Origin of the sequence: Paenibacillus sp. JGP012, from assembly GCF_014203995.1 — a bacterium.
In the GTDB taxonomy this organism is placed as follows: Bacteria; Bacillota; Bacilli; order Paenibacillales; family Paenibacillaceae; genus Paenibacillus; species Paenibacillus silvae.
Genome location: NZ_JACHKG010000011.1, coordinates 82393 through 108096 on the forward strand (window position 1 = coordinate 82393; position 25704 = coordinate 108096).

Sequence of the window (25704 nt, forward strand, 5' to 3'; positions counted from 1 at the left end):
TACGACGCGATGTTTAAAAAGCTTTTTGGAGTATTGCAAAGAGTAGGTAAAGCGCTCATGCTGCCAGTAGCGATTCTGCCAGCCGCAGGTTTGCTGCTCGGAATTGGTAACATGCTGGTCAATCCTGATTTCCTGCAGTACGTTACTGCGCTCGATACCCCTTGGGTAAACTCGATTGCAACCATTATGATGAACGCAGGTCAGATCGTATTTGATAATCTGGCATTGCTCTTTGCAGTCGGTGTAGCGGTCGGACTGGCTGGCGGTGAAGGTGTTGCAGGACTTGCAGCCATCATCGGTTATCTGGTCATGAATGTAACTTTAGGTTCTGCTGTAGGTGTTACCCCTGCCATGATTGGCAAGGTGCCCGGTTATGCGAGTATCCTGGGTATTCCTACATTAAGCACAGGGGTGTTTGGAGGTATCATTATCGGTATCGCCGCAGCACTGTGTTATAATCGGTTCTTCAAAATAGAACTGCCGTCTTACCTGGGGTTCTTCGCGGGTAAACGTTTTGTTCCTATCGTTACTTCGGTCGTTTCCCTGATTCTCGGGTTGCTGCTCGTAGTGATCTGGCCTCCGATTCAGAACGGATTAAATGCGATTTCTCACTTCATGGTGGATACCAGTCCGACCTTGTCGGCTTTCATCTTCGGTGTTGTGGAGCGGTCACTGATTCCGTTCGGTCTGCATCACATTTTCTACTCTCCATTCTGGTTTGAGTTCGGTGAGTATGTGAACAAAGCCGGCGATGTCATTCGCGGAGACCAAAAGATTTTCTTCAGCCAGCTGCGTGATGGTGTTGCGCTGACAGCGGGAACGTTCCAGGTTGGTAAATTCCCATTCATGATGTTCGGTTTGCCAGCTGCCGCGCTTGCGATGTACCATGAAGCAAGACCTGAGCATAAAAAGTATGTTGCAGGTATCATGGGTTCTGCTGCACTGACATCGTTCCTGACAGGTATTACAGAGCCGCTTGAGTTCTCGTTCCTGTTTGTAGCACCGATTCTGTTTGCTGTACACTGTATCTTTGCAGGTTTGTCCTTCATGACAATGCAACTGCTTAATGTCAAAATCGGGATGACCTTCTCAGGTGGTTTCATTGACTTCCTGATCTTTGGTATCATTCCAAACCGCACGCCATGGTGGGACGTTATTATCGTTGGTCTGATTCTGGCGGTAATCTATTATTTCGGTTTCCGATTCATTATTCGCAAGTTCAACCTCAAAACGCCAGGACGCGAGGAAGCTTCTGCTGAGGCTGCATCGAGCGGTGGTGCTTCAGGTTCTGCGGATGATCTGCCGCATAACATTCTCGAAGCGTTTGGCGGTAAGGAAAATATCAAACATCTGGATGCATGTATCACTCGTTTGCGGATTGAAGTTAATGAGAAATCGAATGTGCAAAAAGACCGTTTGAAGCAATTGGGTGCATCTGGTGTGCTTGAAGTGGGTAATAATGTTCAAGCCATCTTCGGAACACGTTCCGATACGATTAAATCCCAAATGCAGGATATCATTGCAGGGCGTACGCCTGCACCAGCTCCGGCGGCAGAGGTTAAACCAACTCCTGAAGAGGAGAAGGCGCAGGGAGAGCAGGGCGAGCGCATTGTACCAGAGGATATCGTTATGCCGGTTAATGGTGAGCTGCTTGATATAACCAACGTACCTGATCCGGTCTTTGCCGAAAAGATGACAGGTGACGGGTTCGCTATTTTGCCACATGATGGCACGATTACCTCCCCTGTGTATGGTAAAGTATTTAATGTATTTCCAAGCAAACATGCCGTAGGCATTATGTCCGATGGCGGCAAGGAAGTGCTTGTTCACATAGGTGTCAATACGGTGAAACTGAAAGGTCAAGGTTTCAACGTACTGGTTCAGGAAGGTGACCTGGTATCTGCGGGTCAGCCGATTATGGAAGTGGATCTGGAGTACGTCAAAGCCAACGCTCCGTCCATCATCTCTCCGGTGATTTTCACCAACCTGCCAGAAGGCTCTAGCGTCACACTGAAGAAGAGTGGCGTGCTCAAAGTTGGCGATCAGCCGATCATTGAGATAAAATAAGAACTGACCCAACGATGGCAAGCAAGTGTAAATATATGCAATGCCTAAACCAAACTACCGAAAGCGAGATGATTGTAATGCAACAAACATTCAGAATTACAGACGAAGATGGTATCCACGCACGTCCGGCAACTGCCCTGGTTAATACAGCAAACAAATTCAAAGGTGCTGAATCCTTTGCAGAAGCTAACGGCAAAAAAGTGACATTGAAATCCATTCTGGGCGTTCTTTCCCTCGGTCTGGAGCAAGGTGACACCATCAGCATTATCGTTGAAGGTGAAGGCGAAGCAGAAGCTCTGCAAGCTTTGACTGACGTTATGGTTAACGAAGGGTTGGGCGAAATTCATGCTTAATGTTTCCGGGATCGCGGCTTCGGCGGGTATCGCTATCGCCAAGGCGTTTATCTTGGAGCATCCTGACTACTCTGTAGAAAAACGCCAAATTAACGACGTTGACGCAGAGATCGCTAAACTCGACTCGGCTCTGGGCAAGTCCCGGGCTGAGCTCGAAGCGATCAAAGAGCGTACTTTACAAGAGCTTGGCGAGAAAAAAGCTGAAATTTTCGCATCGCATTTGCTCATTCTGGATGACCCGGAACTGATTGATCCGGTAAAAGCCAAAATCGCTGATGAAATGATCAACGCAGAATTTGCACTTAACGATACAGCATCGCAATTCATCTCCATGTTCGAAAATATGAAGAGTGCATACCTGCAGGAACGTGCGGCAGATATGCGTGACGTGACTAAGCGTGTGCTAAATCACTTGCTTGGCATCGACTTCATGAGCCCGGCGGAGATCAGTGAAGAAGTGATTGTGCTTGCGGAGGATTTGACACCTTCCGATACAGCTCAATTGAACCGCCAGTATGTTAAAGGTTTCGCGACGAACATTGGTGGACGGACTTCTCACTCTGCAATCATGGCTCGTTCGCTGGAAATTCCGGCTGTAGTCGGAACGAAGGACATTTTGTCTCAAGCGAAACAAGGCGACCTGATCATTGTTGACGGTCTGGACGGCCACGTTCTGGTTAACCCTACAGACGACGTAGTTGCTGAATACCGCGCCAAACAGGAACAGTATGATGCACAGCGTGCGGAGTGGAGAAAACTGCGTGACGAACCGACAGTTACAGTGGACAACGTTCATGTGGAGCTTGCTGCTAACATCGGTACACCGAATGATGTAACAGGTGTATTGGAAAACGGTGGCGAAGCCGTAGGTTTGTACCGTACCGAGTTCTTGTACATGGGCAGAGACAAGCTTCCTTCCGAAGACATTCAATACAATGCTTACAAAGCGGTACTTGAAAAAATGGAAGGCAAACCGGTCGTTGTGCGTACACTCGACATCGGTGGTGACAAAGAGCTTCCTTATCTGGATCTGCCAAAAGAAATGAATCCATTCCTCGGCTTCCGCGCAGTTCGTCTGTGTCTGGACCGTCTGGATATCTTCCGTACACAATTGCGTGCGTTGCTGCGTGCAAGTGTACACGGAAACCTGCGTATCATGTTCCCGATGATCGCAACACTGGGTGAATTCCGTGAAGCAAAAGCTGTCCTGCTCGAAGAGAAGGAAAAGCTGGTCGCTGAAGGGATTGCTGTTTCCGACAGCATTCAACTCGGTATCATGGTCGAAATTCCTTCAACAGCTGTAATGGCGGATCAATTCGCCAAAGAAGTGGACTTCTTCAGTATCGGTACGAACGATCTGATTCAGTACACGATGGCTGCTGACCGGATGAACGAGCGTGTATCTTATCTGTACCAGCCTTACAACCCGGCCATTTTGCGTTTGGTTAAAATGGTTATCGATGCAGCGCATCGCGAAGGTAAATGGGCTGGCATGTGCGGTGAGATGGCAGGAGATGAAACAGCAATTCCATTGCTGCTTGGTCTCGGACTGGATGAGTTCAGCATGAGCGCAACTTCCATTCTGCCAGCACGCAGCCAGATCACCAAGCTGTCCCGTGCGGACATGCAGGAGCTGGCAGCCAAAGCGTTGGAAATGCAAACCGCTGAACAAGTGGTTGAACTCGTTCAAAGCATTCAAGCGTAATTTTGCCGGAGTTTCCTCCGGATTTGAGGTTTTCTTTTTCCGAATTAAAGGGCTGCCTTGGGCAGCAATATCGCCGGTGTCCACGAATAAAGTGGGTGCCGGCTTTTTTTGTTTTCACGCTTGAAATGGTAGTCGCGATGCACGCTACAAATAAATGCAAAAAATCCCCTTGCACAGGGAGGTAATACCTCATTACGTACAAGGGGATGACATACAGTCAATAAACAGTACATGGGCTAAAAGTTATAAATCAATGCTCAGCTGCAAGCACAATTCAGTACAGGTTTACGTGCCGCAGTCGTTTCATCCAGTCGCGTGACGGGTGTGCCATAGGGTGCATTCAGCACTACTTCAGGTGTTTCTTCCGCTTCCTTGGCGATGCGAATCATCGTATCAATAAATCCGTCGAGCGTTTCTTTGCTTTCGGTCTCGGTTGGCTCAATCATGATACATTCCTCAACATTAAGCGGGAAGTAGATTGTTGGCGGGTGATATCCAAAGTCCAGCAGACGCTTCGCCACATCCAGTGTGCGTACACCGTACTGCTTCAGTCCGCGTCCTGACATCACAAATTCATGCTTGCATACACCCGGATAAGGAATCTCATAGTGAGGTGCGAGACGAGCCATCATATAGTTGGCGTTCAGCACGGCACATTCGGATACACGGCGCAAGCCTTCTGGACCATAGGTACGAATGTAAGCATAGGCACGAACCAGGATGCCGAAGTTGCCATAGTAGGCTTTTACCCGGCCGATGGATTGATCTCCTTCATAATCCAGTGCATAAACACCCTGAACATTCTGAACAACCATCGGTTTGGGCAGGAACGGGATCAGACGGCTTTTCACACCGACCGGACCTGCACCCGGTCCGCCGCCGCCATGCGGGGTGCTCATCGTTTTGTGCAAGTTCAAATGCACCACATCAAAGCCCATATCCCCTGGCCGTGTAATGCCCATAATGGCATTGGAATTGGCTCCGTCGTAATAAAGGAGGCCGCCAGCCTCGTGTACGATCGCCGCAATCTTTTGAATGTCCTTCTCAAACAAGCCGAGTGTATTCGGATTTGTCAGCATCAAGGCAGCGGTATCCGTTCCAACCGCTGCACGTAGCGCCTCCAGATCAACAAGACCATCTGTACGGGAAGGGATCGTGACCGTTTCGAATCCAGCCACCGTTGCGCTGGCCGGGTTTGTACCGTGAGAGGAGTCGGGCACGATAACTTTGGTACGAAGCTCGCCGCGACTTTCGTGATAAGCGCGAATCATCATCAATCCGGTCCATTCGCCATGTGCTCCCGCAGCGGGCTGAAGGGTTACGGCATCCATGCCAGTCAGCCCGGCCAGATCCTGCTGTAACGTATACAGCAGTTCCAGCGCACCTTGAAGGCTCGATTCATGCTGGTAAGGATGGATTTTGGCAAAACCGTTATACCGGGCAACATCCTCGTTAATCTTCGGGTTGTATTTCATCGTACAGGAGCCAAGCGGGTAAAATCCGTTATCTACCCCGAAGTTGCGGCGGGATAATGCAGTATAGTGGCGAATGACATCCACTTCAAATACTTCCGGCAAGGCTGCAGCTTCTGAGCGCAGCATTTCCCGGGGAATCAACGTGTCGGCATCCAGACGGGGCACATCACATTCCGGCAGGGAATAAGCTACGCGGCCCGGGCTGCTCAATTCAAAGATCAATGTTTGCTCGGGAGCAGCCGATGATGCAGTTTGCAGATTGGCAGCTGCGGATTGCACACCAGTCTCGGACTGCTGATTCGCAGGTTGAACTGCACTGGTTGTATCAGAATGTGAATTTGTTTGGCCTTCCGATGAGGCTCCGGCCGCGGTCGCTTTTGTTGTCGTTTCCTGAGTCACAGTGATCCCTCCAATACACGTGCGAATTCGTCAATCTCTTCTTTGCTGCGACGTTCGGTAACGGCGATGAGCATATGTCCTGCAAGCTCCGGATAGTCCTTCCCAAGCTCATAACCACCGATGAAGCCTGCATCCAGCAGCTTCAGCTGGAGGGCATCCACATCGGTTCCTTCGGGCAGCTGGATCACAAACTCGTTAAAGGTAGGAGCTGCGAAAGTCAGGCTTACACCCGGGATCGCTTTGAACTTCTGGAGCGCATAGTGGCTTTTCTGTAAATTCAGGTCAGCGACATCTATCATGCCCTGTCTTCCCATGGTGGACATGTAAACGGAAGCACTTAACGCGAGCAAGGCCTGATTCGAGCAGATGTTGGACGTCGCTTTTTCGCGGCGGATGTGCTGCTCGCGCGCTTGCAGCGTCAGCACGAAGCCACGTTTGCCGTTGCGGTCGGTCGTCTGACCGACAATGCGACCGGGAATCCGGCGCATGTGAGCCTGGGACACGGCGAAGTATCCGCAAGTGGGTCCGCCAAGCGAAGCGGCGATTCCAAGGGGCTGCGCATCGCCTACTACGATGTCGGCACCCAGCTTGCCTGGCGCTTCCAGCAGACCGAGCGACAGCGGGTTGGCGCTCACAACGAGCAGGCCTTTGTGTGCATGCACAAGGTCGGCGGCCTGCTTTACATTTTCCACAGCACCGAAGAAGTTGGGGCTTTGAATCATGACTGCTGCGGTGTCGTCCGAAATGGCTGCTTGCAGGGCATCCCAATCCGTCACGCCATCCTTGTAACCAATCTCTACGATCTCCAGACTCAAGCCATGTGCATAGGCCTGTAATACTTGACGGGCTTCCGGATGAACGGTACGGGATACGATAAGCTGTTTGCGGCGTGTGGCAGCTGCGGCCAGATTACCTGCTTCAGCAAATGCGGTTGCACCATCATACATGCTGGCATTCGCTACGGCCATACCCGTCAGCTCACAGATGTAGGATTGAAATTCGAAGATCGCTTGCAGCTCCCCTTGGCTGATCTCAGGCTGATAGGGGGTGTAGGCGGTATAGAACTCCGAACGGGAAATAACATGGTTGATGACAGAAGGGATGTGATGGTCATAGATGCCTGCGCCGAGAAAGCTGGCGTGTGTCTCAAAGTTGGCATTTTTACCAGCTTGCTTGGACATGTGACGGGTTAGCGCATATTCATCCAGCTTGGAGGAGACAGGCAGCTCGCCCTGATAACGAATCTCCTGCGGGATGTCTTTGAACAGATCTTCAATCGTATCCACACCAATCGTGGCGAGCATCGCGCTCTGGTCCTGTTCAGTCATGGGGATATAGCGGTGCTTGCTCGTCATGCTTGCTCAGCTCCTTGGGTAGGGGTCTTTGACGTACGTGTCCGTTTATGAAAAGGGGTTCTGACGACCTCGGCTTTCAGCTTTTTGCCACGAATCTCAATCTCCAGCGGTGTTCCCAGTGCGGCATGTCTGGCATCAATCAGGGCAAGGCCCAGATTACGCTTCAAGGTTGGTGATTGGGTACCTGTTGTTACTTCTCCAATCTGCACGTCACCTGTGTAGATCGGATAATGCGGACGAGGAATGCCGCGCTCCAGCACTTCAATGCCAACGAGCTTGCGGGCAGGACCGTCATTTTTCTGCTGCAGCAAAGCTTCGTGTCCGATAAAAGGTCCGGCATTCAGCTTCACAAACATGCCAAGACCTGCCTCCAGTGGAGAGATGGTGGGCGACAGCTCCTGACCATACAAAGGCAGCTTCGCTTCAAATCGAAGTGTATCGCGAGCGCCAAGTCCTGCCGGAACCAGCCCCAGATCCGCACCGGCTTCCATCAATCCGTTCCACACCAGAGCAGCCTGCTCTGCTGATACGTACAGCTCAAAGCCGTCCTCTCCAGTGTATCCGGTACGCGATAACAGCAGGCTGACCCCGCATACGCTGGCATCCTGTACAAAGCGGAAAGGTTCGATAGAATCTGCATCCGTGCCCGCGCCTGTAACTTTGCCCAGAATTTCGACTGCCAGCGGACCCTGCAGTGCAAGCAAAGCTGTCTGCTCCGAAACATTGGTCATGTTCACGCCAGGAGTCATATGCTCTTGCAGCCAGGCCCAATCCTTGTCGATATTGGAGGCATTCACAACGAGCATATAGTGCTGCTCCGCCAGCTTGTAGATCAGCAGATCATCCACTACACCGCCATCAGGATAACACATCAGAGTATATTGGGCCTGGCCCGGTACAATTGTGGTTACATCATTGGTGGTCATGTGTTGTAAAAAGGCTTCCGCCTGCTCTCCCGTAACGGTGAATTCACCCATATGGGACACATCAAACAGCCCGGCACGCTCACGCACTGCTTCATGCTCCTTTTGAATACCGCTGAACTGCACCGGCAGCTCCCAGCCTCCAAAATCGATGCAGCGTACACCTTCATATTGAGCATACAGGGGGAAGAGTGGTGTTCTTAATAAGTCGGACATCCAATCACCTCGTCAAGGGCCGTTATCGGGCCAAGTATAGAAACGCGAAATCTGTGAATCAGGTATAGATGCTAAACAACAAACACATTCATAAGTATTGGATGAAGTCGTTTATGAAAAACACGCTGCCAAGGCCGACGATTCGATATCCTGTATTTCTTTTTTGGGGAAAAAGGAAAAGGACAGGCCAAAGAACCGGCATGCCATATAGCACGCTGTATTCTTAGGCTCTGTCCCTTGTACCTGAGAGTTACCCCGCCGCTAATGCAAACAGGTTTCCCCTTGGGTGATCGTAACGTCCGTTAAGGACGGTTAGATGCTCTCCAGAGTTGCGTCCTGTAAAAGTCCTTTTGCCTGAGAGATTCGCCTCCGCTTGTCGGTGGTTTACTCCTTCGGCGCCGCCTTATGTACATCCCCAGAACGGGTGTCACGGGCAGTCTCTCCCTTTACATTCATCCGCGGTTCATACGTAATGTAATTCACTTCAGTTGCTTCTTTCATTAAAACGTGAATCTGATCATGATGTCAAGAACAATATCATTAAACCTGTTTAAAAGACGAATATTATGTTGTTTATCGGATGAAACGTTCGTATATTCAAAATGAGTGCGTTTACTATGTTATTATTCTCCAGTATATGTAGAAAGAGTTCTTTTTGGTGATGGGACCACAGGCATGAATTTCGAATAAATTGTAAGCTATCTTGACATTTGAATGCGAAATATTTACGCTGTTGTTTGGGGAAAAGGTAAAGGTCAAAGAACGCATGCACTCATTATTGAAGAAGCGAGGCGGATATGGATGAGCGAATTGAGAAGTGATTTCCTGTACAGTGAAGAGCATGAGTGGGTGCAAACCGTTGGAGAGGATACCGTTCGGATCGGCATTACCGAGTTCGCACAGCATCAGCTGGGTGACATTGTGTTTGTAGAACTGCCTGACCTTGAAGCAAGTGTCGCTGCGGCCGAGAGCATCGGAACCATTGAATCGGTGAAAACGGTGTCGGATTTATTTTCGCCTGTTAGCGGTACGATTGTTGCAGTCAATGAAGCGCTGCAGGACTCGCCGGAGCTGGTAAACAGCTCTCCTTATGAAGAAGGCTGGATGATTGAAATCTGTGTTGAGGGAGATTTGCAGGCGGCTCTATCCGCACTTCTGAATGCGGATGCTTATCGGAAGCATATTGAGTAGAAGATGTACTGCCTGATCGGATTGATTTGTACTTACTGACATATATATTATCATATAACATTAAAAAATGATGTTCTTTGAACCTGTGTGGGCTGCCAGCTCATGCAGGTTTTTTAATGTTTTTGCAGGAGTAGTTGAACGGTTCTTGAGCCATAACCATATGAAATCAGGATAAAAATGGGGAGCGCGGACCAAGCTATGATACTGCTTCCTGTACTGTATATGATCTGGATCATAGCTCCTATAATCCTTATGTATCAAGGGTTCGAAGGAATATGACTACATAAAAACGATTACATAATCTAATGTTGTCATCATTGTTCATGACGAAAGTACGCTTTCATTTGATTGAACAGCAGCGGTTTCTCGCTTAGGATTACAGCAGGGATGTATGACACCCCTTTCAAATTTATAATGACTTGATTCAAGGAGGATAAACCAATGAGTAATTTGGACCAAACGTCCAATTCCAAGGGTGGGTTACGTGTCGGTGTGCAGCGCTTTGGACGATTCCTGAGCGGTATGGTTATGCCTAATATGGGCGCGTTTATTGCTTGGGGATTAATCACCGCGATGTTTATCAAAACAGGCTGGTTCCCGAATGAAACGTTGTCACAGCTCGTTGATCCGATGATTAAATATTTACTGCCGCTGCTGATCGGTTATACCGGGGGTACGATCGTGCATGGAACACGAGGCGGGGTCGTCGGGGCGATTATGACGATTGGTGTCATTGTAGGCAGTGACATTCCGATGTTCCTTGGAGCCATGATTGCGGGACCATTCGGGGCATGGGTGATCAAAAAGTTTGATAAATCGGTAGAGGGCAAGATCAGAGCCGGTTTTGAAATGCTGGTCAACAATTTCTCGGCCGGAATTATCGGCGGTATTTTGGGCATCATTGCCTTATTGGGGATCGGACCTGCCGTAGAGGCCATCAGCAAGGTGCTGTCTGCAGGCGTACAGGGTTTGATGAACCTGGGCTTGCTGCCGCTGGTCAATCTGATCATTGAACCAGGAAAAGTATTATTCCTGAATAATGCAATTAACCACGGGATATTAACACCGATTGCTACAGATCAGGCAAGAGAACTGGGTCAGTCCGTGCTTTATATGCTGGAATCTAACCCTGGGCCGGGTCTGGGGATTTTGCTGGCATACTGCTTCTTCGGACGGGGAACAGCGAGATCATCTGCACCGGGTGCAGTCATTATTCATTTCTTTGGCGGGATTCACGAAATTTATTTCCCTTACATTCTGATGAGACCCATTCTGATTCTGGCCGCTATCGCTGGTGGTGTAACAGGGACATTGACGTTCATGCTGACAGGAGCAGGACTGGTGTCGGCACCATCACCGGGCAGTATCATTGCTTATTTCCTGCTGACGCCGAAAGGTGGATACATCCCGATGCTTGCAGGGGTTATCGTTGCCGCGGTTGTTTCCTTCCTGGTGGCCTCTCTGCTGCTCAAAACGGGTAAACAGAAGGATGAAGATCTGGAATCGGCCTCCAGCCGAATGAAGGACATGAAGAGTCAAGGCAATACGGCAAATGCAGCCATTACGGCAGATCACCGTGATGCAGACAGAGCAGCAAATATCGGCATTGCTGCAGCTGCCAAAGCAAAAGCGGATGTGAAAAAGATTGTATTCTCCTGTGATGCAGGTATGGGTTCAAGTGCCATGGGTGCTTCCATTCTTCGCAAGAAGATGAAATCCGAGGGAATCAATGTTGCCGTAACCAACACGGCGATTAGTGAAATTCCGCAGGATGCTGACGTTGTAATCACGCAAAAAACATTAACGGATCGAGCGCGTGCAGTCGCACCCAACGCAGAGCATATATCCATTGACAACTTCCTAAAAAGCCCGGAATACGATGCGCTTGTTGAACGTTTGAAGTAAGCAGTGAACCACTGCGATACAGCTTCAAACTAGGCAGCCGTTTTCCAAGAGCCGGAGGCTGAGATATGAGTATTACCAAAAGACAACGTGAAATTGTGGAGTTCCTGCTGGAGCATCCTCATGAAGTCACGGCCGGCGAAATCGCCGTTGAAGTAAAAGTAAGTACCCGAACTGTGCATCGTGAGCTGCTGATGATCGAACAGTGGCTTGAGCCGCTCGGTATGCGATTGGAAAAAAAATCGGGGACCGGCATTCGGATTGATTCCGGTTCCGGTTCAGACGATCTCAGTGCATTACGCCAGAAGCTGGAAGGTCATGAATATGTAGAGTTTACGCCGGAAGAGCGTAAGCTCTTCATGCTTTGCATCCTGCTGGATGAGGCAGAGCCAGTCAAGCTGCTTGCTCTTGCTTCTGATCTGAAGGTGACGGTGTCCACCGTCACGACCGACCTGGATGATCTGGAATCCCGCATTCGTCAGGCGGGGCTGAAGCTGGTACGAAGGCGGGGATACGGGGTCAAAATTACCGGCAGTGAGGCGGTTCACCGCAGAGCGATTGCCGCACTGGCTCTGGAAGTGCTGGATGAGTCGGACCTTTTCGGCAGACAGCCAGAGCAGGGCGGTTCTATCGTAAATCAAAAGCTGCTCGGCATGATCGGGCATAGCGATGTGCTTACGATTGAAAATGCATTATGGCAGCCGGATATCGAATGGCTCGAAAAAATTCCTGAACGGCAGTATATGAAGCTGCTTATTCAATTATCAGCGGCAGTTGTTCGTATACGTAAAGGATTCCATATAGAACGTGCACAATCAGGAACAGGATCGGCTGCAGCTGTCTGCACTATGGCAGAGACGCATGAAGCACGAGTACCCGCTTTTATGGCTTCCCGTCTGTGCAGTGTATTATCCTCACAGCTTGAAGTGAGCTTTTCGGAAGAAGAGGAGCATTATTTTCATCAATTGTTAATGGAAACAGAGCAGCAGCTTCACTCCTCCGGTCTGCTCCCGATTGATGATCTGATTCTGATGGATCGGGTGCATTCGCTTACGGATCAGATGCAGGAAAGAACAGGGTATGCCTTTCATGAGGATCGTTTGCTTCGGGAAGGCCTGATTGCTCACATGATTCCGGTGATGGAACGCCTTGAAGGGCATCAGGTCATACGCAATCCGCTGTTACAGCAGATTCGCAAGGATTATGACATCCTTTTTGAGCAGGTAAGAACGTCGGTGTTACAAGCGTGGCCGGGAGCAGAGGTACCAGACGAGGAGATCGGATTCCTGGTTATGCATTTTGGTGCTTCCATTGAGCGGCTGCGCGCGTTAAAGCAGGACATTCGTGCAATTGTGGTATGCAACAGCGGCATAGGCTCGTCCCGCATGCTGTCCAGTCGGCTGTCCAAGGAATTCCCGGAAATACAGATTATAGACAGCGTGTCCTGGTACGAGGCCGCCCGAGTTCCGGCTGAGGAATATGATCTTGTGTTATCCACCGTTGATCTGCCAATGGAGGAAGATCAATATTACAAAGTCAGCCCGCTGTTAACCGCAGAAGAAAGTGAGCGGCTGCGCCATTTTATAAAAACAACAACGTTACAGCGGCAGCACCGCAAACCTCGCGAGATGGGGAACGAGACCCGGAATCGTTATTCCGACCCGGATGCGATGGAGGCAACACTGCTTGAGATTGTACGTGTCATTGGCAAGTTTCAGGTGCATGCCTTGGATAATGCTCATCTTGATTTTGCTCAAAGTGTGCTTGCCATGTGTAAGGTTGCTCATCGAGCAGGTGTACTGAAGGACCCGGGAGAGGTTGCGAAGCTGCTGGAGGTTCGTGAGTCGATGGGAAGTCAGAAGATTCCTGGCACCAGGCTGGCTCTGTTCCATACAAGAAGTGAGAGCATCTACAGGCCATCCATCAGTCTGTTCCAGCTTGAGGAACCGCTGCTTCAGACGATGGATGATCCCGAAGGCGTCAGTCATGTGTTATTGATGCTGGGCCCGAAGGAATTGTCCAAGGAAAGCCTGGAGGTTCTCAGTGAAATTAGTGCACTACTGTTACAGGAAGAGATGATTATGCTGCTGGGTAAAGGGAGCAGAGATGAAATTATTCATTATCTGTCCCGGGAGCTGGTTGGATTTTATCGCAGCAAAAACGAAATTGGAGGGCATTAACATGAGTATGTTAACAACAGACAAAGTCATCATGAACGCAACGGCTCGGGATAAATATGAGGCCATTCGTATGGCAGGACAGATATTGAAGGACGCAGGGCATATTACGGCGGATTATATTGACAAAATGCTGGAGCGTGAAGAGATCGTATCCACGTATGTCGGCAACGGGCTTGCCATTCCACACGGTACGAAGGAGTCCAAATCGGCCATCCTGTCCACAGGCATTTCGGTTATTCAATTCCCGCAGGGGGTTGATTTTGGAGAGGAAAAGGCCTACATGGTCATCGGCATCGCTGCACAAGGCGGAGAGCATATGGAGATTCTGACCAGCATTGCGGTCATCTGCGCCGAGGAAGAAAATATGGAAGCACTGCGTCAGGCGAAAACAGCAGAGGAAGTAATTACTATTCTCGAAAGTGAAATGGAGCTATGAAGGCTCTCCACTTTGGTGCAGGCAACATTGGACGTGGATTTATCGGCTTGATTCTCTCCCGGGCGGGATACGAGGTAACGTTCTCGGATGTGAATCAGGAGCTGGTGCGTGCTCTTCAGGAGCGAGGGAAATACACTGTGGAGCTTGCCAACGAGAGCAGGGATGAGGAGTCGGTGAGCGGAGTAACAGCCATTGATGGCCGCGATCTGCAGAGGGTCGCAGAGGCCGTGGCTGAAACGGACCTGGTGACAACCGCAGTTGGTGTGGGGATACTGAAGCATATTGCGCCAGGCATTGCGAAAGGTTTGGAGCAAAGAAGGCAAGCCGGGACTGTGCAAAAGCCGCTGCATATTATCGCATGTGAAAATGCGATCGGTGGAAGCACCCAGCTGAAAGAGCATGTGTATGCTTTGCTGGATGAGCAGGCTCGCGCGTTTGCTGATAAATATGTTTATTTTCCGAATTCGGCGGTAGACCGGATTGTACCGATTCAGAATCATGCAGACCCGCTGCATGTTCAGGTGGAACCTTTTTACGAATGGGTGGTGGATCGCTCCCAGATGGGACCTGCCTTCAAACCAATGGATGGTGTCGTCTATGTGCATGATCTGGAGCCGTACATTGAGCGCAAATTGTTTACTGTCAATACCGGGCACTGCGTTGCCGCATACATCGGGTATGTGCATGGATATGATACGATTCAGGAGGCCATTGCCGACGAAAAAGTAAAATCTGTTGTATACGGGGCTTTGCGGGAAACGGGGCAGGTGCTTGTCCAACGTTTTGGCTTCAACCCGGAGGAGCATGAGCAGTATATTGTAAAAATATTGGACCGGTTCGTTAACCCTTATCTGACCGATGAGGTAACCCGTGTGGGACGCTCGCCGCTGCGCAAGCTTTCCCCGAATGATCGTCTCGTTCGCCCGGCGCTGCTGGCTTATGCTGAAGGAATTCCTGTGGCTCATCTGGCTACGGGCATGGCAGCGGCCTGCAAGTTCGATGTATCCGATGACCCCGAAGCAGTTGAGTTGCAAAGCCTGATTCGCGAGAAGGGCGTAGCGGCTGCTTTGTCACACTATACCGCTATGGAAGAAGGACATCCGGTGCTGGTGGAAGCCGTGAAACAGTTCCATCAGATGTGATGGGGGATGCCAGTGTCAGTGTCAGTGTCAGCGTCAGTGTCAGAGTCCACAGGCTGGTAGTTGGTGAATTGAGCATAGGGTGGGCGGAGAAGGAGCATGAGCAAGAAATTCAATTCATTTTAAGGTAGAAAAATGGGGATAACGCTATAAGTTAAGCTAGTGCTAAACACTTATTATCTATTTATATGGAATTATAGATATATAGGGAAGTTAAAGAGTGTACTGAAAAGTGTTATGAATAGCCGGTCATCTTCATTATATAGAAATAAAGAAACCCTCCTCTGTAATGGTTGTTGCACTGAAGTGCACACCATTGCTGCGGGAGGGGTTTCTTTCGTTTTCGGGTAGATCGAGTTCTAACGATTCGTACGAACCCTATTTGGGTAATTTTAACGAGTTTACACATCTAACGAATCCTGGTGACGCTATTTACCTCAAAATGAACAAAAAGTGGTGGTTCGCACCCTCAAGTCGGCAAATAGCGTTTCTCAGATTCGTTAGGATTGAAAATGGCCTGAAATCAACGAAATAGCGTCTCTACGAATCGTTAGCCTTGGACAGCAATGTGACTGGACGATGTTAGAGAGTTGCAGCTCAGCGTCGTTCCACAAGTTACATTTTTTATGTTACCTGCGAACTGTGCGACCTCAGCCGGTCTAATTTTACTCGCGAATGGGCATCACAGCTACACTTGTTCTCGTATGTAGCTGTCCAGACATCGCTGACAGATGCAGGATTTGCGGCGTTTCTCTGCCGGGATGCGTTCAAATACACCTTCAGGGAATGAGGCATGATTGCACCAGCACTCTGAATGTGGTTTGCCTGCGGCGTAGGAACAACCGTTGCTTTCTCCGCAAAGTGGGCATACAAGCTCGTTGACCGCAACCGTTTTACCTTGCTTGCTGTGATTACTATCCTGTGTATCCTTCATATTGATCCTCCTTGGTCTCCATACCTACCCGTTGCTGTGTTTCTCATCTATACATCTACCCACGCATCCATACCAGCCAACCGGTCATTCATCTACTCACATACCCATACCAGCCCATCATGCTTACATTACATCTACGCATACATCCTAACCATATATCAATACAGCCATAGAGCCACCTTACATCTATCTTACCTGCATCTGTTTATCTGTACATCAATCTATCTTTGCATTCATCCATTCCCGCCACCCGTGGTACTCTTGTTCATTCCAGTATAACAAATACAAGCGCTCATACACCGCATTTCCATAGATCATTGACTTGATTGCGGTACAGTTACCGGGAAATGAATGTGAAGGGCTTCATCCCCTTCCTCATTCCTCTGGTGGCAATTCAATTTGCAGCCCCTCAATATGCTTGCGCCCCATCAGCTTGCGTTTTTTACGGTTTTCTTTAGTCTCCAGCACAATGTCCAGATCGTAGTTACCCGGGTACAGCTCATCCGCAGAGATGTGCAGCCGCAGGCGTTTCTTATGAATTTTCAGCTTGCGTCCCCGGATCATGACCCCAATCTGACCTCGATTGTCCTCTTCTTCACTTACAATACCCGCCTGGTCCAAATAGGCCGCATAGACACGATCCCCTTTACGAAAAGCACGAGCTGGCGAGACAGTAGAGCCGGAAGTGTCATTGTTCTTTGGCGCAGTATCAGCTGGTGAAGAATGTTGCGCAGCAGATGCCGTAGTGTCATTTGGGACAGTATTATGCGCATTATACGCTTTAGGAACATTGTGTTCTTGAATAGCCGCATGCATTTTGAGAGTTGTATGCTCTATAGGAAAGACAGCCTCGGCAGGACTCGTATCCTCCTCCACAGGGACATTATGTTCGGCAGAATCAGCTCGTTTATTAGAAGCGGTTGCTGGAGTGTGCGCTTCACCATCCGATTGCAGCTGCGGTTCCTTTGGAGCAACGTGTACAGCACTTTCTGTCATAGCTTTACCCGCTACACATTTGGAGCGATGGATAATATGCTCAGGCATGCCCAGCTTCAGTGCGATGGAATAAGCATAGCTCTCCCCGGCTTCCCCGATCCGAAGGCGATACAGAGGCTGGAGCGTGACCGTATCGAACTCCATACGTGCATTTTCAAAACCCGGTGTGGCTGCGGCAAAATGTTTAATTTCCCCGAAATGTGTTGTAGCCACAACGGTTGCTCCGCGGCTGTGCAGTTCCTCCAGCATGGCTATAGAGAGTCCGACCCCTTCTCCGGGATCAGTACCTGACGCCATCTCGTCAATAAGCACAAGCGTTGAAGGATTGGCCTGCTCCAGAATCGCAATCATTTTCCGAATATGCGCCGAGAATGTGCTCAGCGCTTGCTCCATACTCTGACCATCGCCGATATCGACGGCAATCTGATCATATACTGCCATCTCGCCACCTTCATCTACGGGAACAAGCAGTCCGGATTGCACCATCAGCGTCAGCAGCCCCAGTGTTTTGAGTGCAACGGTTTTGCCGCCTGTGTTCGGACCTGTGATGACGAGGGAGGTATACGTATATCCAATGGAAAAATCAAGCGGGATCATGGACGGCCCCATCAGGGGATGTCTCGCCCGATGCAGCTTTACCTTACCGCAGGTATTCACTTTTACAGGCCGCCCGTCTATAGCTGCTGCATATTTGGCTTTGGCAAACAGAAAATCCAGAACGCCTATCGTTTCGGTATTCAGTGTAATCTCACGGCTGTACGATTCGGTGAGGGAGGTCAGGTCGCCAAGAATTTTCATTTCCTCTCTGGATTCCTCGGCCTGCAGCAAGGTAAGCTCCATCTGCAGACCTGTCAGCTCGGCAGGTTCAATATATACGGTTTGCCCGCTGCCCGATTCGTCGAGCACAGCTCCCTTGACATGCTTGCGGAATTCTTTTTTGATCGGTAATACATTTCTTCCATTACGCTGGCTTACGACCTGCTCCTGCATGATCGAACGGTGTTGGTTAACCAGGGAATCCAGCTTTCGTTTCATGCGCTCTTCCGTCACGCTCATCTTTTTTCGAATACGAGCCAGCTCTTTGCTCGCCTGATCCTGAATGCTTCCATGATGGATGCAGCGTTCGATCTCACCGAGCAGGGGCTCCATTAGCATCATGGAAGCCGCATAACCGCTAACATGGGGAGCGATGCCGGATTTGCTTTCCATGTATTTCATGAGTTGTGCGCTGCTGCGGAGAAATTGCACCAGATGACTAAAATCACGTTCACTGAACAGGTAACCTGTTCCAAGCAGATCCATAATCGTCTCCATACCATCGAGGGAAGGAATGGGTACACTTGCTCCGAGACGGACGAGAGAGGCGGCTTCTGCTGTTTCGTTCAGTCGTATCTGGATCTGGCGGTCATCGGTCATCGGCTGCATTTCTCTGGCATAACGTTTGCCCAGATACGAGAGGGCACAGTCTGCAACATGTTTTTGAACATGCTGGAAGCCAAGACTGGTCAGGGTGTGTTCGTTTGAATTTTTGATATTTGTCGTGATGCTGGTGTTAATATTGTTGGTATTATTATTCATGATTAAATCTCTCCTTAATGTAAAATGTTTTTGTGTGCTATATAAATTGAGCTATTCATTTACACGGAAACGAAGAGGACAGAAAAGACCTGGAGAAGCGAAGCGTTCGCCTTTATCATCAGATTTTATCCTTTCTAAAAAGGAATCAAGAAAATCTGGGGATAACAGCGATTGGAAGGTTATTCTGTCATCGGAGTGCATGTGTGAATAATCTTTAGCTCAATTTATATACTGAAAAATATTCCTCATGGAAAACACAAAAAGGGCGGAGAATGAACAAACGTCATTCTCCGCCCGAAATGTAAGGGAAAGCAGAGTCCATTATGGGCCTATAATGAAAAAATCCGCGCTGAACACAGCGCGGAAATAGACCCGGACATTGGCAATCCCGGAGGCGATGTTTGATTTCCGCTGTTCTTAACTAAGTACAGGGCTCTGGCGCAGCATGAAATACACGTATGCCATAAGGGCACAAGCGTCATGAAAAGGCCAAAATCCTGAATATGAAACTTGATTAGTTAAGAACGCTCACCGACATCAAAATCTCTCCTTCAACCTGAGGAATATATATGTAATATAAACTGGAAATCACTTCAAAGTCAATGAATCGTAATAAAGATGTGGACTTGATTATGATTGGGTTTTAAAATAACAATAGTAATTTAATCCAATGAAAGCGATTTTATTAAAAGGGAGATGCTCTTCTTGCCTAAATATTTATTGCGTCTGCTCTGCTTTACCATGATTCTTGGGGCCTTGCCAGTCATCGTCATTGGTTCCGTCTCGTATACGATTGCTTCGCGGGATATCGAACAGAAGGTGCGCGAGAGCAATCTTCAAATACTGCATCAGACCCAGATGAGGGTGGAGCAAGTATTACGAAGTTTACAGTTATCCTCGATTCAGTACGTCAATTCACCACTGGTGCTGCGGGCGATGAAGCAACCGCTGGATAGCAGCGAATTTCAGGAGATTCGAGATCTGACCTCGGGGTTCAACAACCTGCAGGCGGTGACAAGTATTGATCAGGCATATCTTGTGAATCTGGACGAAGACTGGGTTGTATCGATGCGTTCATTTGGCAAACTGAGTGACTTCAGCATTCGAGATCGGATTGGGACTTATCTTACATATACCAACAGTTTATTTTGGGTGACTCAGAATAAAAGCTCAGCCAAAGAGAGCGTGCCCGTATCGGCAGGCATGGGTGAGGCTTTGACGGAACAGGCCCAGCCTCCAACCTTGATATCTTCCGATAACGTTGTGAGCATGGTTTTTAAAATTCCGATGGTGCCGACCAATGTCAAACCGAAGGGGTTTCTTGTCATTGATATTGCGGATGCAGAGCTCAGCAGCTTTCTGAGCCGGAATCCGAATTCCGGTGATCTGTACGTGCTGGACCAGGACCAGCAATATTTTTTGAACGATACCAATTATGGCAGCAAGTACGATCAACTGAACAAAGACATACAAGAGAAGGTTCAGATGTCAGGTGAATCGCAAGGTTTCTTCAGTGCAGAAGTAGAAGACAAACCTGTAGCAGTCAGTTATAGACAGTCACCGCTTAATGGCTGGTTATATGTATCTGTGGTCTCTCTGGGGCAGATTACGGCCCAATCGCAGAAAATTGCCGTAGTAACCGGTGTGGCTACGTTAATCATGTTATGTGTGACAGGACTTGTGGCGATATATGGCAGCCGGCGTATGTACTCACCCATCTCCAGACTGCTGCAATTTACCAAGGGCCTGGATTCACCTCTCCCTCCAGCAGGGCGGCGTCAGGATGAGTTTATTTATATCGAGGAGCGCCTGTCCACCCTGTTCAGCTCGGAGAAAACGATGCGTGAGCAGATGAAGGGGCAGCATGTGCATCTGCAGGAGTTCTTTATGACCAAGCTGCTGACAGGCAAAATATCGGAAGAGGATTTCAGATATCAGGGGGAATTATACGATTTTCCAACCGGCTGGTCATATCTGGGTGTGCTCATGCTGCAGATTGATACTCTGGAAGGTACGAGGTATGAGGAGAAGGACCGCGATCTGCTGCTGTTCGCCGTGAATAATATGGTTGGTGAGCTACTGCCTTCTGAAATTCGCTTCACACCGGTCATGCTGGACGATGCACAGGTCACCGTACTTGCGTCATCATTGAATGATCAGGTGCAACTGAAGGAATGGATGCATAAACAGGCCGATTGGATACGCGAGCGGGTTGTGACCTATCTGAACCTGCCCGTAAGCATAGGCATCAGTCGAGCGTATTCCAGCATTGGAGCTACGCCTAGAGCATATCAGGAGAGCAGAGAGGCTTTGCAGGGCAGAGTCAGCCTGGGCAGCCGGATCATTTTGCACTATGAGGACATTCAACCGAGAGGTCAAATGGAGGCTGCGCTTTACACCCAGCTGCGAATGATTGAAGATCAGTTGGCTTCAGCACTCAAGCAGGGGGACGAGGAGAAAACGGATATGTATTTCACGCAGTATTTAGGTCTGCTGGCAGACAAAAAGCTTCATTTCAGTGAATATCCCGTCATTATGGTTCAGCTGCTGTCCCGGGTATATCAGCTGGTGCAGGAGCAGGGGGGAGACGTGGCCGAAGTGCTGGGGGAGAAGGCTTCCATGGCTTACCTGCTCAAGCTGTCCACCCTGGATGAGATGACGAACTGGTTCCGCAAGCGACTCTTTCAGCCTGTCATTCTTTTCTGGAGGGAGCGGGAGGAGTCTCAGTACATGAATATCGCTCGCCGGATGATTCGATTGATCGAGGAGCGGTATGATCGGGATTTGTCGCTGGAGGCTTGTGCGGAAGAACTGAACTTCCATCCCGTCTACCTGAGCCGGGTTTTCAAGAAGGAGGCAGGGGTGAATTTTACCGAATATCTTGCCGAGTACCGTATGGAAAAAGCCAAAACATGGCTGCAGACGACGGATCTGAAAATCGCAGAAATCGCAGAAAAATTGAATTATACCAATCCAACGGCATTCATCCGTACTTTTCGCAAAATAACAGGAACAACTCCCGGCAAGTACCGGGAGCAGCAGCGGTAAAAACAAGGCCTGCTCTGCCCGCCATGGCAGACAGGCTTTTTTGCACATAAGCTGGATTTATCCAGGGCTGATTCATGCTTATATGCCAGAGTTAAACGAGGAATATGCAGGTTGAAAGCAGTTCATTTGGTGTACATCCAGCTGGCTCCCCAACGCTGTAACCCTTGATACATAAGCATAAACAAGAGGCTAAAACGAGACGATAGCCAGTGATTCGATTATCAGCCACAATGGAGACATGAATTCAGGAAGTGATCCTTTGTAATCGTTTCCAATGTGGGGAGGAAGACACTATGAAAGCCGAAACGGCGGCTCGGACACGGCCCGCTACCCGCAGTGACAAAAACCTGCTGTGGAGGGACATCATCAAAAACCGGTGGCTGTATATCATGCTCATTCCGGGAGTGCTTTACTTTGTTATTTTCAAATACATACCGATGTATGGCATTACGATGGCTTTTCAGGATTACACACCGTACAAAGGTATCCTGGGGAGTGATTGGGTAGGCTTCAAGCACTTCCAGCGTTTCTTCGGTGAACCGCAGTTCTGGACGTTGTTCCGAAATACGTTTTTGCTTGCCATCTATAATCTGGTTTTCTTTTTTCCACTGCCCATCGTACTTGCACTGATGATGAATGAGGTTCGGCGGGAGCGGTTCAAACGATTTGTACAGACTCTGGTTTACGTTCCACACTTTGTTTCCTGGGTAGTTGTTGTTGGTGTGTTCTACATGCTCTTCACGACAGAAGGCGGCGCCATTAATGAACTGCTTTATAGTCTGACGGGGCAAAAAATTGCTTTCCTGCTTGAGCCGGGATGGTTCCGGTCCATGATTGTAGGTCAATCCATCTGGAAAGAGGTAGGCTGGGGCACGATCATCTTCCTGGCCGCACTCTCCGGTGTAGATACACAGCTCTACGAAGCTGCACGGATCGACGGTGCGAACCGCTGGCGTCAGACCTGGCATATTACGCTGCCTGCGATTCGCAGTACCATCATCATTTTGCTCATCTTGCGTCTGGGCCACTTCCTGGATACAGGCTTTGAACAGATCTTCCTGATGCTGACACCGACCAATCGTGATGTGGGCGAGGTATTTGATACCTACGTATACACGAAGGGACTTACCCAGGCACAGTACAGCTATAGTGCTGCTGTCGGATTGTTCAAATCGGTTGTCGGACTGGCGCTGGTGCTTGGAGCTAATACGCTGGCCAAAAAATTCGGGGAGGAAGGCGTCTATTAATGCTTCGCAGCAGACGTTTTTCATCAGACAGGAGTGAACATTCAGATGCAACAGGATAAAACATGGGGCAACCGGATCTTTGATTTTGTGAATCATGGCTTGCTGCTGCTGATCGGAATCGTGACCGTGATCCCGTTCATTTATATTTTGGCTGTGTCCTTTACCAGCCCGCATGAAGTAGCCAAGGGAGGATTTATCCTTTTCCCAAAAGAATTCTCTTTGGCAGCATACCGTTACATTTTCTCCACGGACACCTTGATTCGCAGCCTGGGCGTGTCGGTTTACATTACCGTGGTCGGCACGCTGATTAACCTGCTGTTTACGTCGCTTATGGCTTATCCGCTCTCCAGAAAATATTTGCGCGGACGCCAGCCGATTCTGCTGGGTGTGCTGTTCACGATGCTGTTCAGCGGCGGTATGATTCCAACGTACTTTGTCGTTAAATCTCTGCATCTGACCGATACGCTGTGGTCCCTGATGCTTCCAACGGCAATCAGTGCGTTCAACCTGATCGTGCTCAAAAACTTCTTTCAGGCCATCCCGGATGAGCTGGAGGATGCAGCAAAGATTGATGGCTGTAACGATGTTGGCGTATTGTTCCGCATTGTGCTGCCGCTATCGATGCCGGCGATGGCTACCTTCTCCCTCTTTTATGCCGTGGCACACTGGAACAGCTTCTTCAGTGCCGTTATCTATATTAACGATAGTGAGAAGTGGCCTGTGCAGGTCTGGCTGCGTGAGATCGTCATACTCGCACAGAGCCGGATCGGTGATACGAGCATTGAAGAAACCGAAATTCAGCCGCTGACGATTCGTATGGCCGTCATCGTGTTCTCTACGATTCCGATTATGCTGGTGTATCCATTCCTGCAAAAGCATTTTGCCAAAGGAGTGATGCTCGGTTCGGTCAAAGGTTAATGGTGCAGGATTGAAAATGCATCAATGAAGTGAGCTTGGATCAATGATTTGAGCCGGAATGAGATTGGATTGAGGTATTTGCAATGAAGTGTGACTGTATATCCAAAGGGAGGTTTTCATGAGATGAGAGCAGTGAAAAAGAAAGCCGTAGCTGCCTTGAGCACACTGGCGTTAGTAGGCGGTTTGCTGGCAGGATGCGGATCAGATGAGGGTCAGGCTGCCGAGGGTGGCGTACAGAACATATCCATCGCTATTGCACAGGTGGGTGATGTGCCAGGCAAGGGCAACGAGGTACAGAAAAAGATTGAAGAGTACACCAATACCAAGCTGGATATCCAGTGGATTCCCGCTTCTGCATACAATGACAAAATCAATGTCATGATTGCCTCCAGCGATATGCCCAAAATCGTCAAGGTGCAGTATAACCCGACGGTGACCAGTGCAATGCGCAATGATGTGTTCTGGGAAGTGGGGCCATTGCTGAACGATTACAAAAACCTTTCTGCCCAGAACGGGCGTTTCTTTGACAACATCAAGGTTGACGGCAAAATCTACGGTGTACCGGTATTCTCTGATATTGCACGGGCAACGGTTATTTACCGCAAAGACTGGTTCGACAAGCTTAATCTGAAAGTGCCAACGACACCGGATGAGTGGTACAACACGATCAAAACGCTGGCGACCTCTGATCCGGATGGCGACGGTAAGGACAATACCTTTGGATTAATGCTTTTTAAAAAGTATAACGAGGATCAATACTCCTTCACGACACGTCTCGGTGTAAGTTTCGGTGCCCCGAACAAGTGGAAGGTGGAAAGCGATGGCAGCTTCACACCTGAATTCATGACACCCGAATACAAACAGGTGATGGATTTGCTGAAACGACTGTATGAAGAGAAGCTGCTCAACCAGGACTTTGCCGTGTTTGACTCGACCGAAGCAGAGAAAAAGTATGATTCCGGCGTTGTGGGCATGCGTGTTGGTGTGGCCCAGAACGGTAAAAGCCAGCAGGAGCGTTTGTCCAAAAATAACCCGGACGGCGTTGTTGATATTGCGGGTCTGCTAGGGCCGAATGGCGACCGTGTAGCTGGGCAGACAGGCAACTCCGGCATTCTGGCATTCCCGAAAGCAACGGTAAAATCAGAAGAAGAGCTGAAAAGCCTGCTTGCTTTCATTGACAAACTGATGGACCCGGAGATGGCTACACTGCTGATGCGGGGTGTGGAAGGCAAGCATTACACCAAGTTAAGTGACAATGAAGTCGAGATGAGTGACTTCGATGCGTTCCAGCGTGAAGTAAAGCCTTATCGTGATAACTTCCCTTATGTAGAGGGTTACAATGTGCTTAAGCTGAAGGATACGGAGCTTGGAGAGAAGGGAACAGCCTTGGTGAAGGAGCTGGCTGAACATGCCGTGCCAAACCCTGCATTGACGCTGTATTCACCAACATACGGTGATCGCGGAGCAGACCTGGATCAGATGATTGCCGATGCACAAACCAAGTACATTATGGGCAAGATCGATCAAAGCGGCTGGGAAAAGGAAGTAGAGAACTGGGCCAAGTCTGGCGGAGACAAAATTCGTGAGGAATACGCCGAGGATTATAAAAAGCAGGCTCAATAAAGAGCAGAATCGGAGGATG

General features: G+C 49.3%; 17 protein-coding genes and 2 riboswitches. Of the genes, 12 read left to right on the plus strand and 5 right to left on the minus strand.

Annotation, left to right across the window (positions count from 1 at the left end):
* Positions 1 to 9 precede the first annotated feature (9 nt).
* From ptsG to ptsP, 3 genes are all read left to right on the plus strand, one after another.
* Positions 10 to 2067, plus strand: coding sequence for a glucose-specific PTS transporter subunit IIBC (gene ptsG, locus HNR77_RS15205; protein WP_184185810.1), 2058 nt, complete (start codon positions 10 to 12; stop codon positions 2065 to 2067).
* Between the two features lie 77 nt (positions 2068 to 2144).
* The gene (locus HNR77_RS15210) at positions 2145 to 2420 is read left to right on the plus strand and encodes an HPr family phosphocarrier protein (RefSeq protein ID WP_184185813.1); all 276 of its coding nucleotides are present in this window, start codon (positions 2145 to 2147) and stop codon (positions 2418 to 2420) included.
* Positions 2413 to 4125 carry a phosphoenolpyruvate--protein phosphotransferase gene (gene ptsP, locus HNR77_RS15215; protein WP_184185816.1) on the plus strand — a complete coding sequence of 571 codons (1713 nt, stop codon included), beginning with the start codon at positions 2413 to 2415 and terminating at the stop codon, positions 4123 to 4125. Before HNR77_RS15210 ends, ptsP begins: the two co-directional genes overlap by 8 nt.
* A gap of 257 nt (positions 4126 to 4382) precedes the next feature.
* On the opposite strand, the gene gcvPB is transcribed toward ptsP, so the two are convergent.
* The 3 genes from gcvPB to gcvT form a co-directional block, all read right to left on the minus strand.
* Complete coding sequence (gcvPB, locus tag HNR77_RS15220; RefSeq protein ID WP_311768636.1) at positions 4383 to 5879, minus strand: aminomethyl-transferring glycine dehydrogenase subunit GcvPB; 1497 nt, start codon at positions 5877 to 5879, stop codon at positions 4383 to 4385.
* 116 nt (positions 5880 to 5995) lie between these two features.
* Positions 5996 to 7354, minus strand: a complete 1359-nt coding sequence (gcvPA, locus tag HNR77_RS15225; protein ID WP_184185819.1) for an aminomethyl-transferring glycine dehydrogenase subunit GcvPA — start codon at positions 7352 to 7354, stop codon at positions 5996 to 5998.
* Entirely contained in the window at positions 7351 to 8493 is a 1143-nt protein-coding gene (gene gcvT / locus HNR77_RS15230; protein ID WP_184185822.1) for a glycine cleavage system aminomethyltransferase GcvT, read from the minus strand. The genes gcvPA and gcvT overlap by 4 nt, the downstream gene beginning before the upstream one ends.
* 228 nt (positions 8494 to 8721) lie before the next feature.
* A riboswitch (glycine riboswitch) is annotated at positions 8722 to 8822 on the minus strand.
* A 3-nt stretch (positions 8823 to 8825) separates the two neighbouring features.
* Positions 8826 to 8949: riboswitch (glycine riboswitch) on the minus strand.
* Positions 8950 to 9294: 345 nt separating this feature from the next.
* Between gcvT and gcvH the strand changes: the two genes are divergently transcribed.
* The 5 genes from gcvH to HNR77_RS15255 all read left to right on the plus strand — a co-directional run bounded on the left by gcvH (position 9295) and on the right by HNR77_RS15255 (position 15344).
* Complete coding sequence (gcvH, locus tag HNR77_RS15235) at positions 9295 to 9684, plus strand: glycine cleavage system protein GcvH (protein WP_184185825.1); 390 nt, start codon at positions 9295 to 9297, stop codon at positions 9682 to 9684.
* A 441-nt stretch (positions 9685 to 10125) separates the two neighbouring features.
* Positions 10126 to 11589, plus strand: coding sequence for a PTS mannitol transporter subunit IIBC (locus HNR77_RS15240; RefSeq protein WP_184185828.1), 1464 nt, complete (start codon positions 10126 to 10128; stop codon positions 11587 to 11589).
* Positions 11590 to 11654: 65 nt separating this feature from the next.
* Positions 11655 to 13766 (plus strand): BglG family transcription antiterminator, encoded by a 2112-nt coding sequence (locus HNR77_RS15245; protein WP_184185831.1) that lies wholly within the window; start codon positions 11655 to 11657, stop codon positions 13764 to 13766.
* 1 nt (position 13767) lies between these two features.
* Positions 13768 to 14202 (plus strand): PTS mannitol transporter subunit IIA, encoded by a 435-nt coding sequence (locus tag HNR77_RS15250; RefSeq protein ID WP_184185834.1) that lies wholly within the window; start codon positions 13768 to 13770, stop codon positions 14200 to 14202.
* The gene (locus HNR77_RS15255; protein ID WP_184185837.1) at positions 14199 to 15344 is read left to right on the plus strand and encodes a mannitol-1-phosphate 5-dehydrogenase; all 1146 of its coding nucleotides are present in this window, start codon (positions 14199 to 14201) and stop codon (positions 15342 to 15344) included. The genes HNR77_RS15250 and HNR77_RS15255 overlap by 4 nt, the downstream gene beginning before the upstream one ends.
* Positions 15345 to 16029: 685 nt before the next feature.
* Here HNR77_RS15255 and HNR77_RS15260 read toward each other — a convergent pair.
* Both HNR77_RS15260 and HNR77_RS15265 read right to left on the minus strand, forming a co-directional pair.
* Positions 16030 to 16275, minus strand: a complete 246-nt coding sequence (locus HNR77_RS15260; RefSeq protein ID WP_184185840.1) for a cysteine-rich CWC family protein — start codon at positions 16273 to 16275, stop codon at positions 16030 to 16032.
* Positions 16276 to 16650: 375 nt separating this feature from the next.
* Positions 16651 to 18849: an endonuclease MutS2 gene (locus tag HNR77_RS15265; RefSeq protein WP_260410584.1), complete on the minus strand. Its 2199-nt coding sequence runs from the start codon at positions 18847 to 18849 to the stop codon at positions 16651 to 16653.
* A gap of 705 nt (positions 18850 to 19554) precedes the next feature.
* Between HNR77_RS15265 and HNR77_RS15270 the strand changes: the two genes are divergently transcribed.
* The 4 genes from HNR77_RS15270 to HNR77_RS15285 all read left to right on the plus strand — a co-directional run bounded on the left by HNR77_RS15270 (position 19555) and on the right by HNR77_RS15285 (position 25685).
* Positions 19555 to 21897, plus strand: a complete 2343-nt coding sequence (locus tag HNR77_RS15270; protein ID WP_184185844.1) for a helix-turn-helix domain-containing protein — start codon at positions 19555 to 19557, stop codon at positions 21895 to 21897.
* Positions 21898 to 22190: 293 nt separating this feature from the next.
* Positions 22191 to 23144, plus strand: a complete 954-nt coding sequence (locus HNR77_RS15275; protein ID WP_184185847.1) for an ABC transporter permease — start codon at positions 22191 to 22193, stop codon at positions 23142 to 23144.
* A gap of 45 nt (positions 23145 to 23189) precedes the next feature.
* The gene (locus HNR77_RS15280; RefSeq protein ID WP_111270102.1) at positions 23190 to 24062 is read left to right on the plus strand and encodes a carbohydrate ABC transporter permease; all 873 of its coding nucleotides are present in this window, start codon (positions 23190 to 23192) and stop codon (positions 24060 to 24062) included.
* A gap of 123 nt (positions 24063 to 24185) precedes the next feature.
* A complete protein-coding gene (locus tag HNR77_RS15285) occupies positions 24186 to 25685 on the plus strand; it encodes an extracellular solute-binding protein (RefSeq protein WP_184185850.1) in 1500 nt (499 codons plus the stop codon).
* The last annotated feature ends 19 nt before the right edge of the window (positions 25686 to 25704 follow it).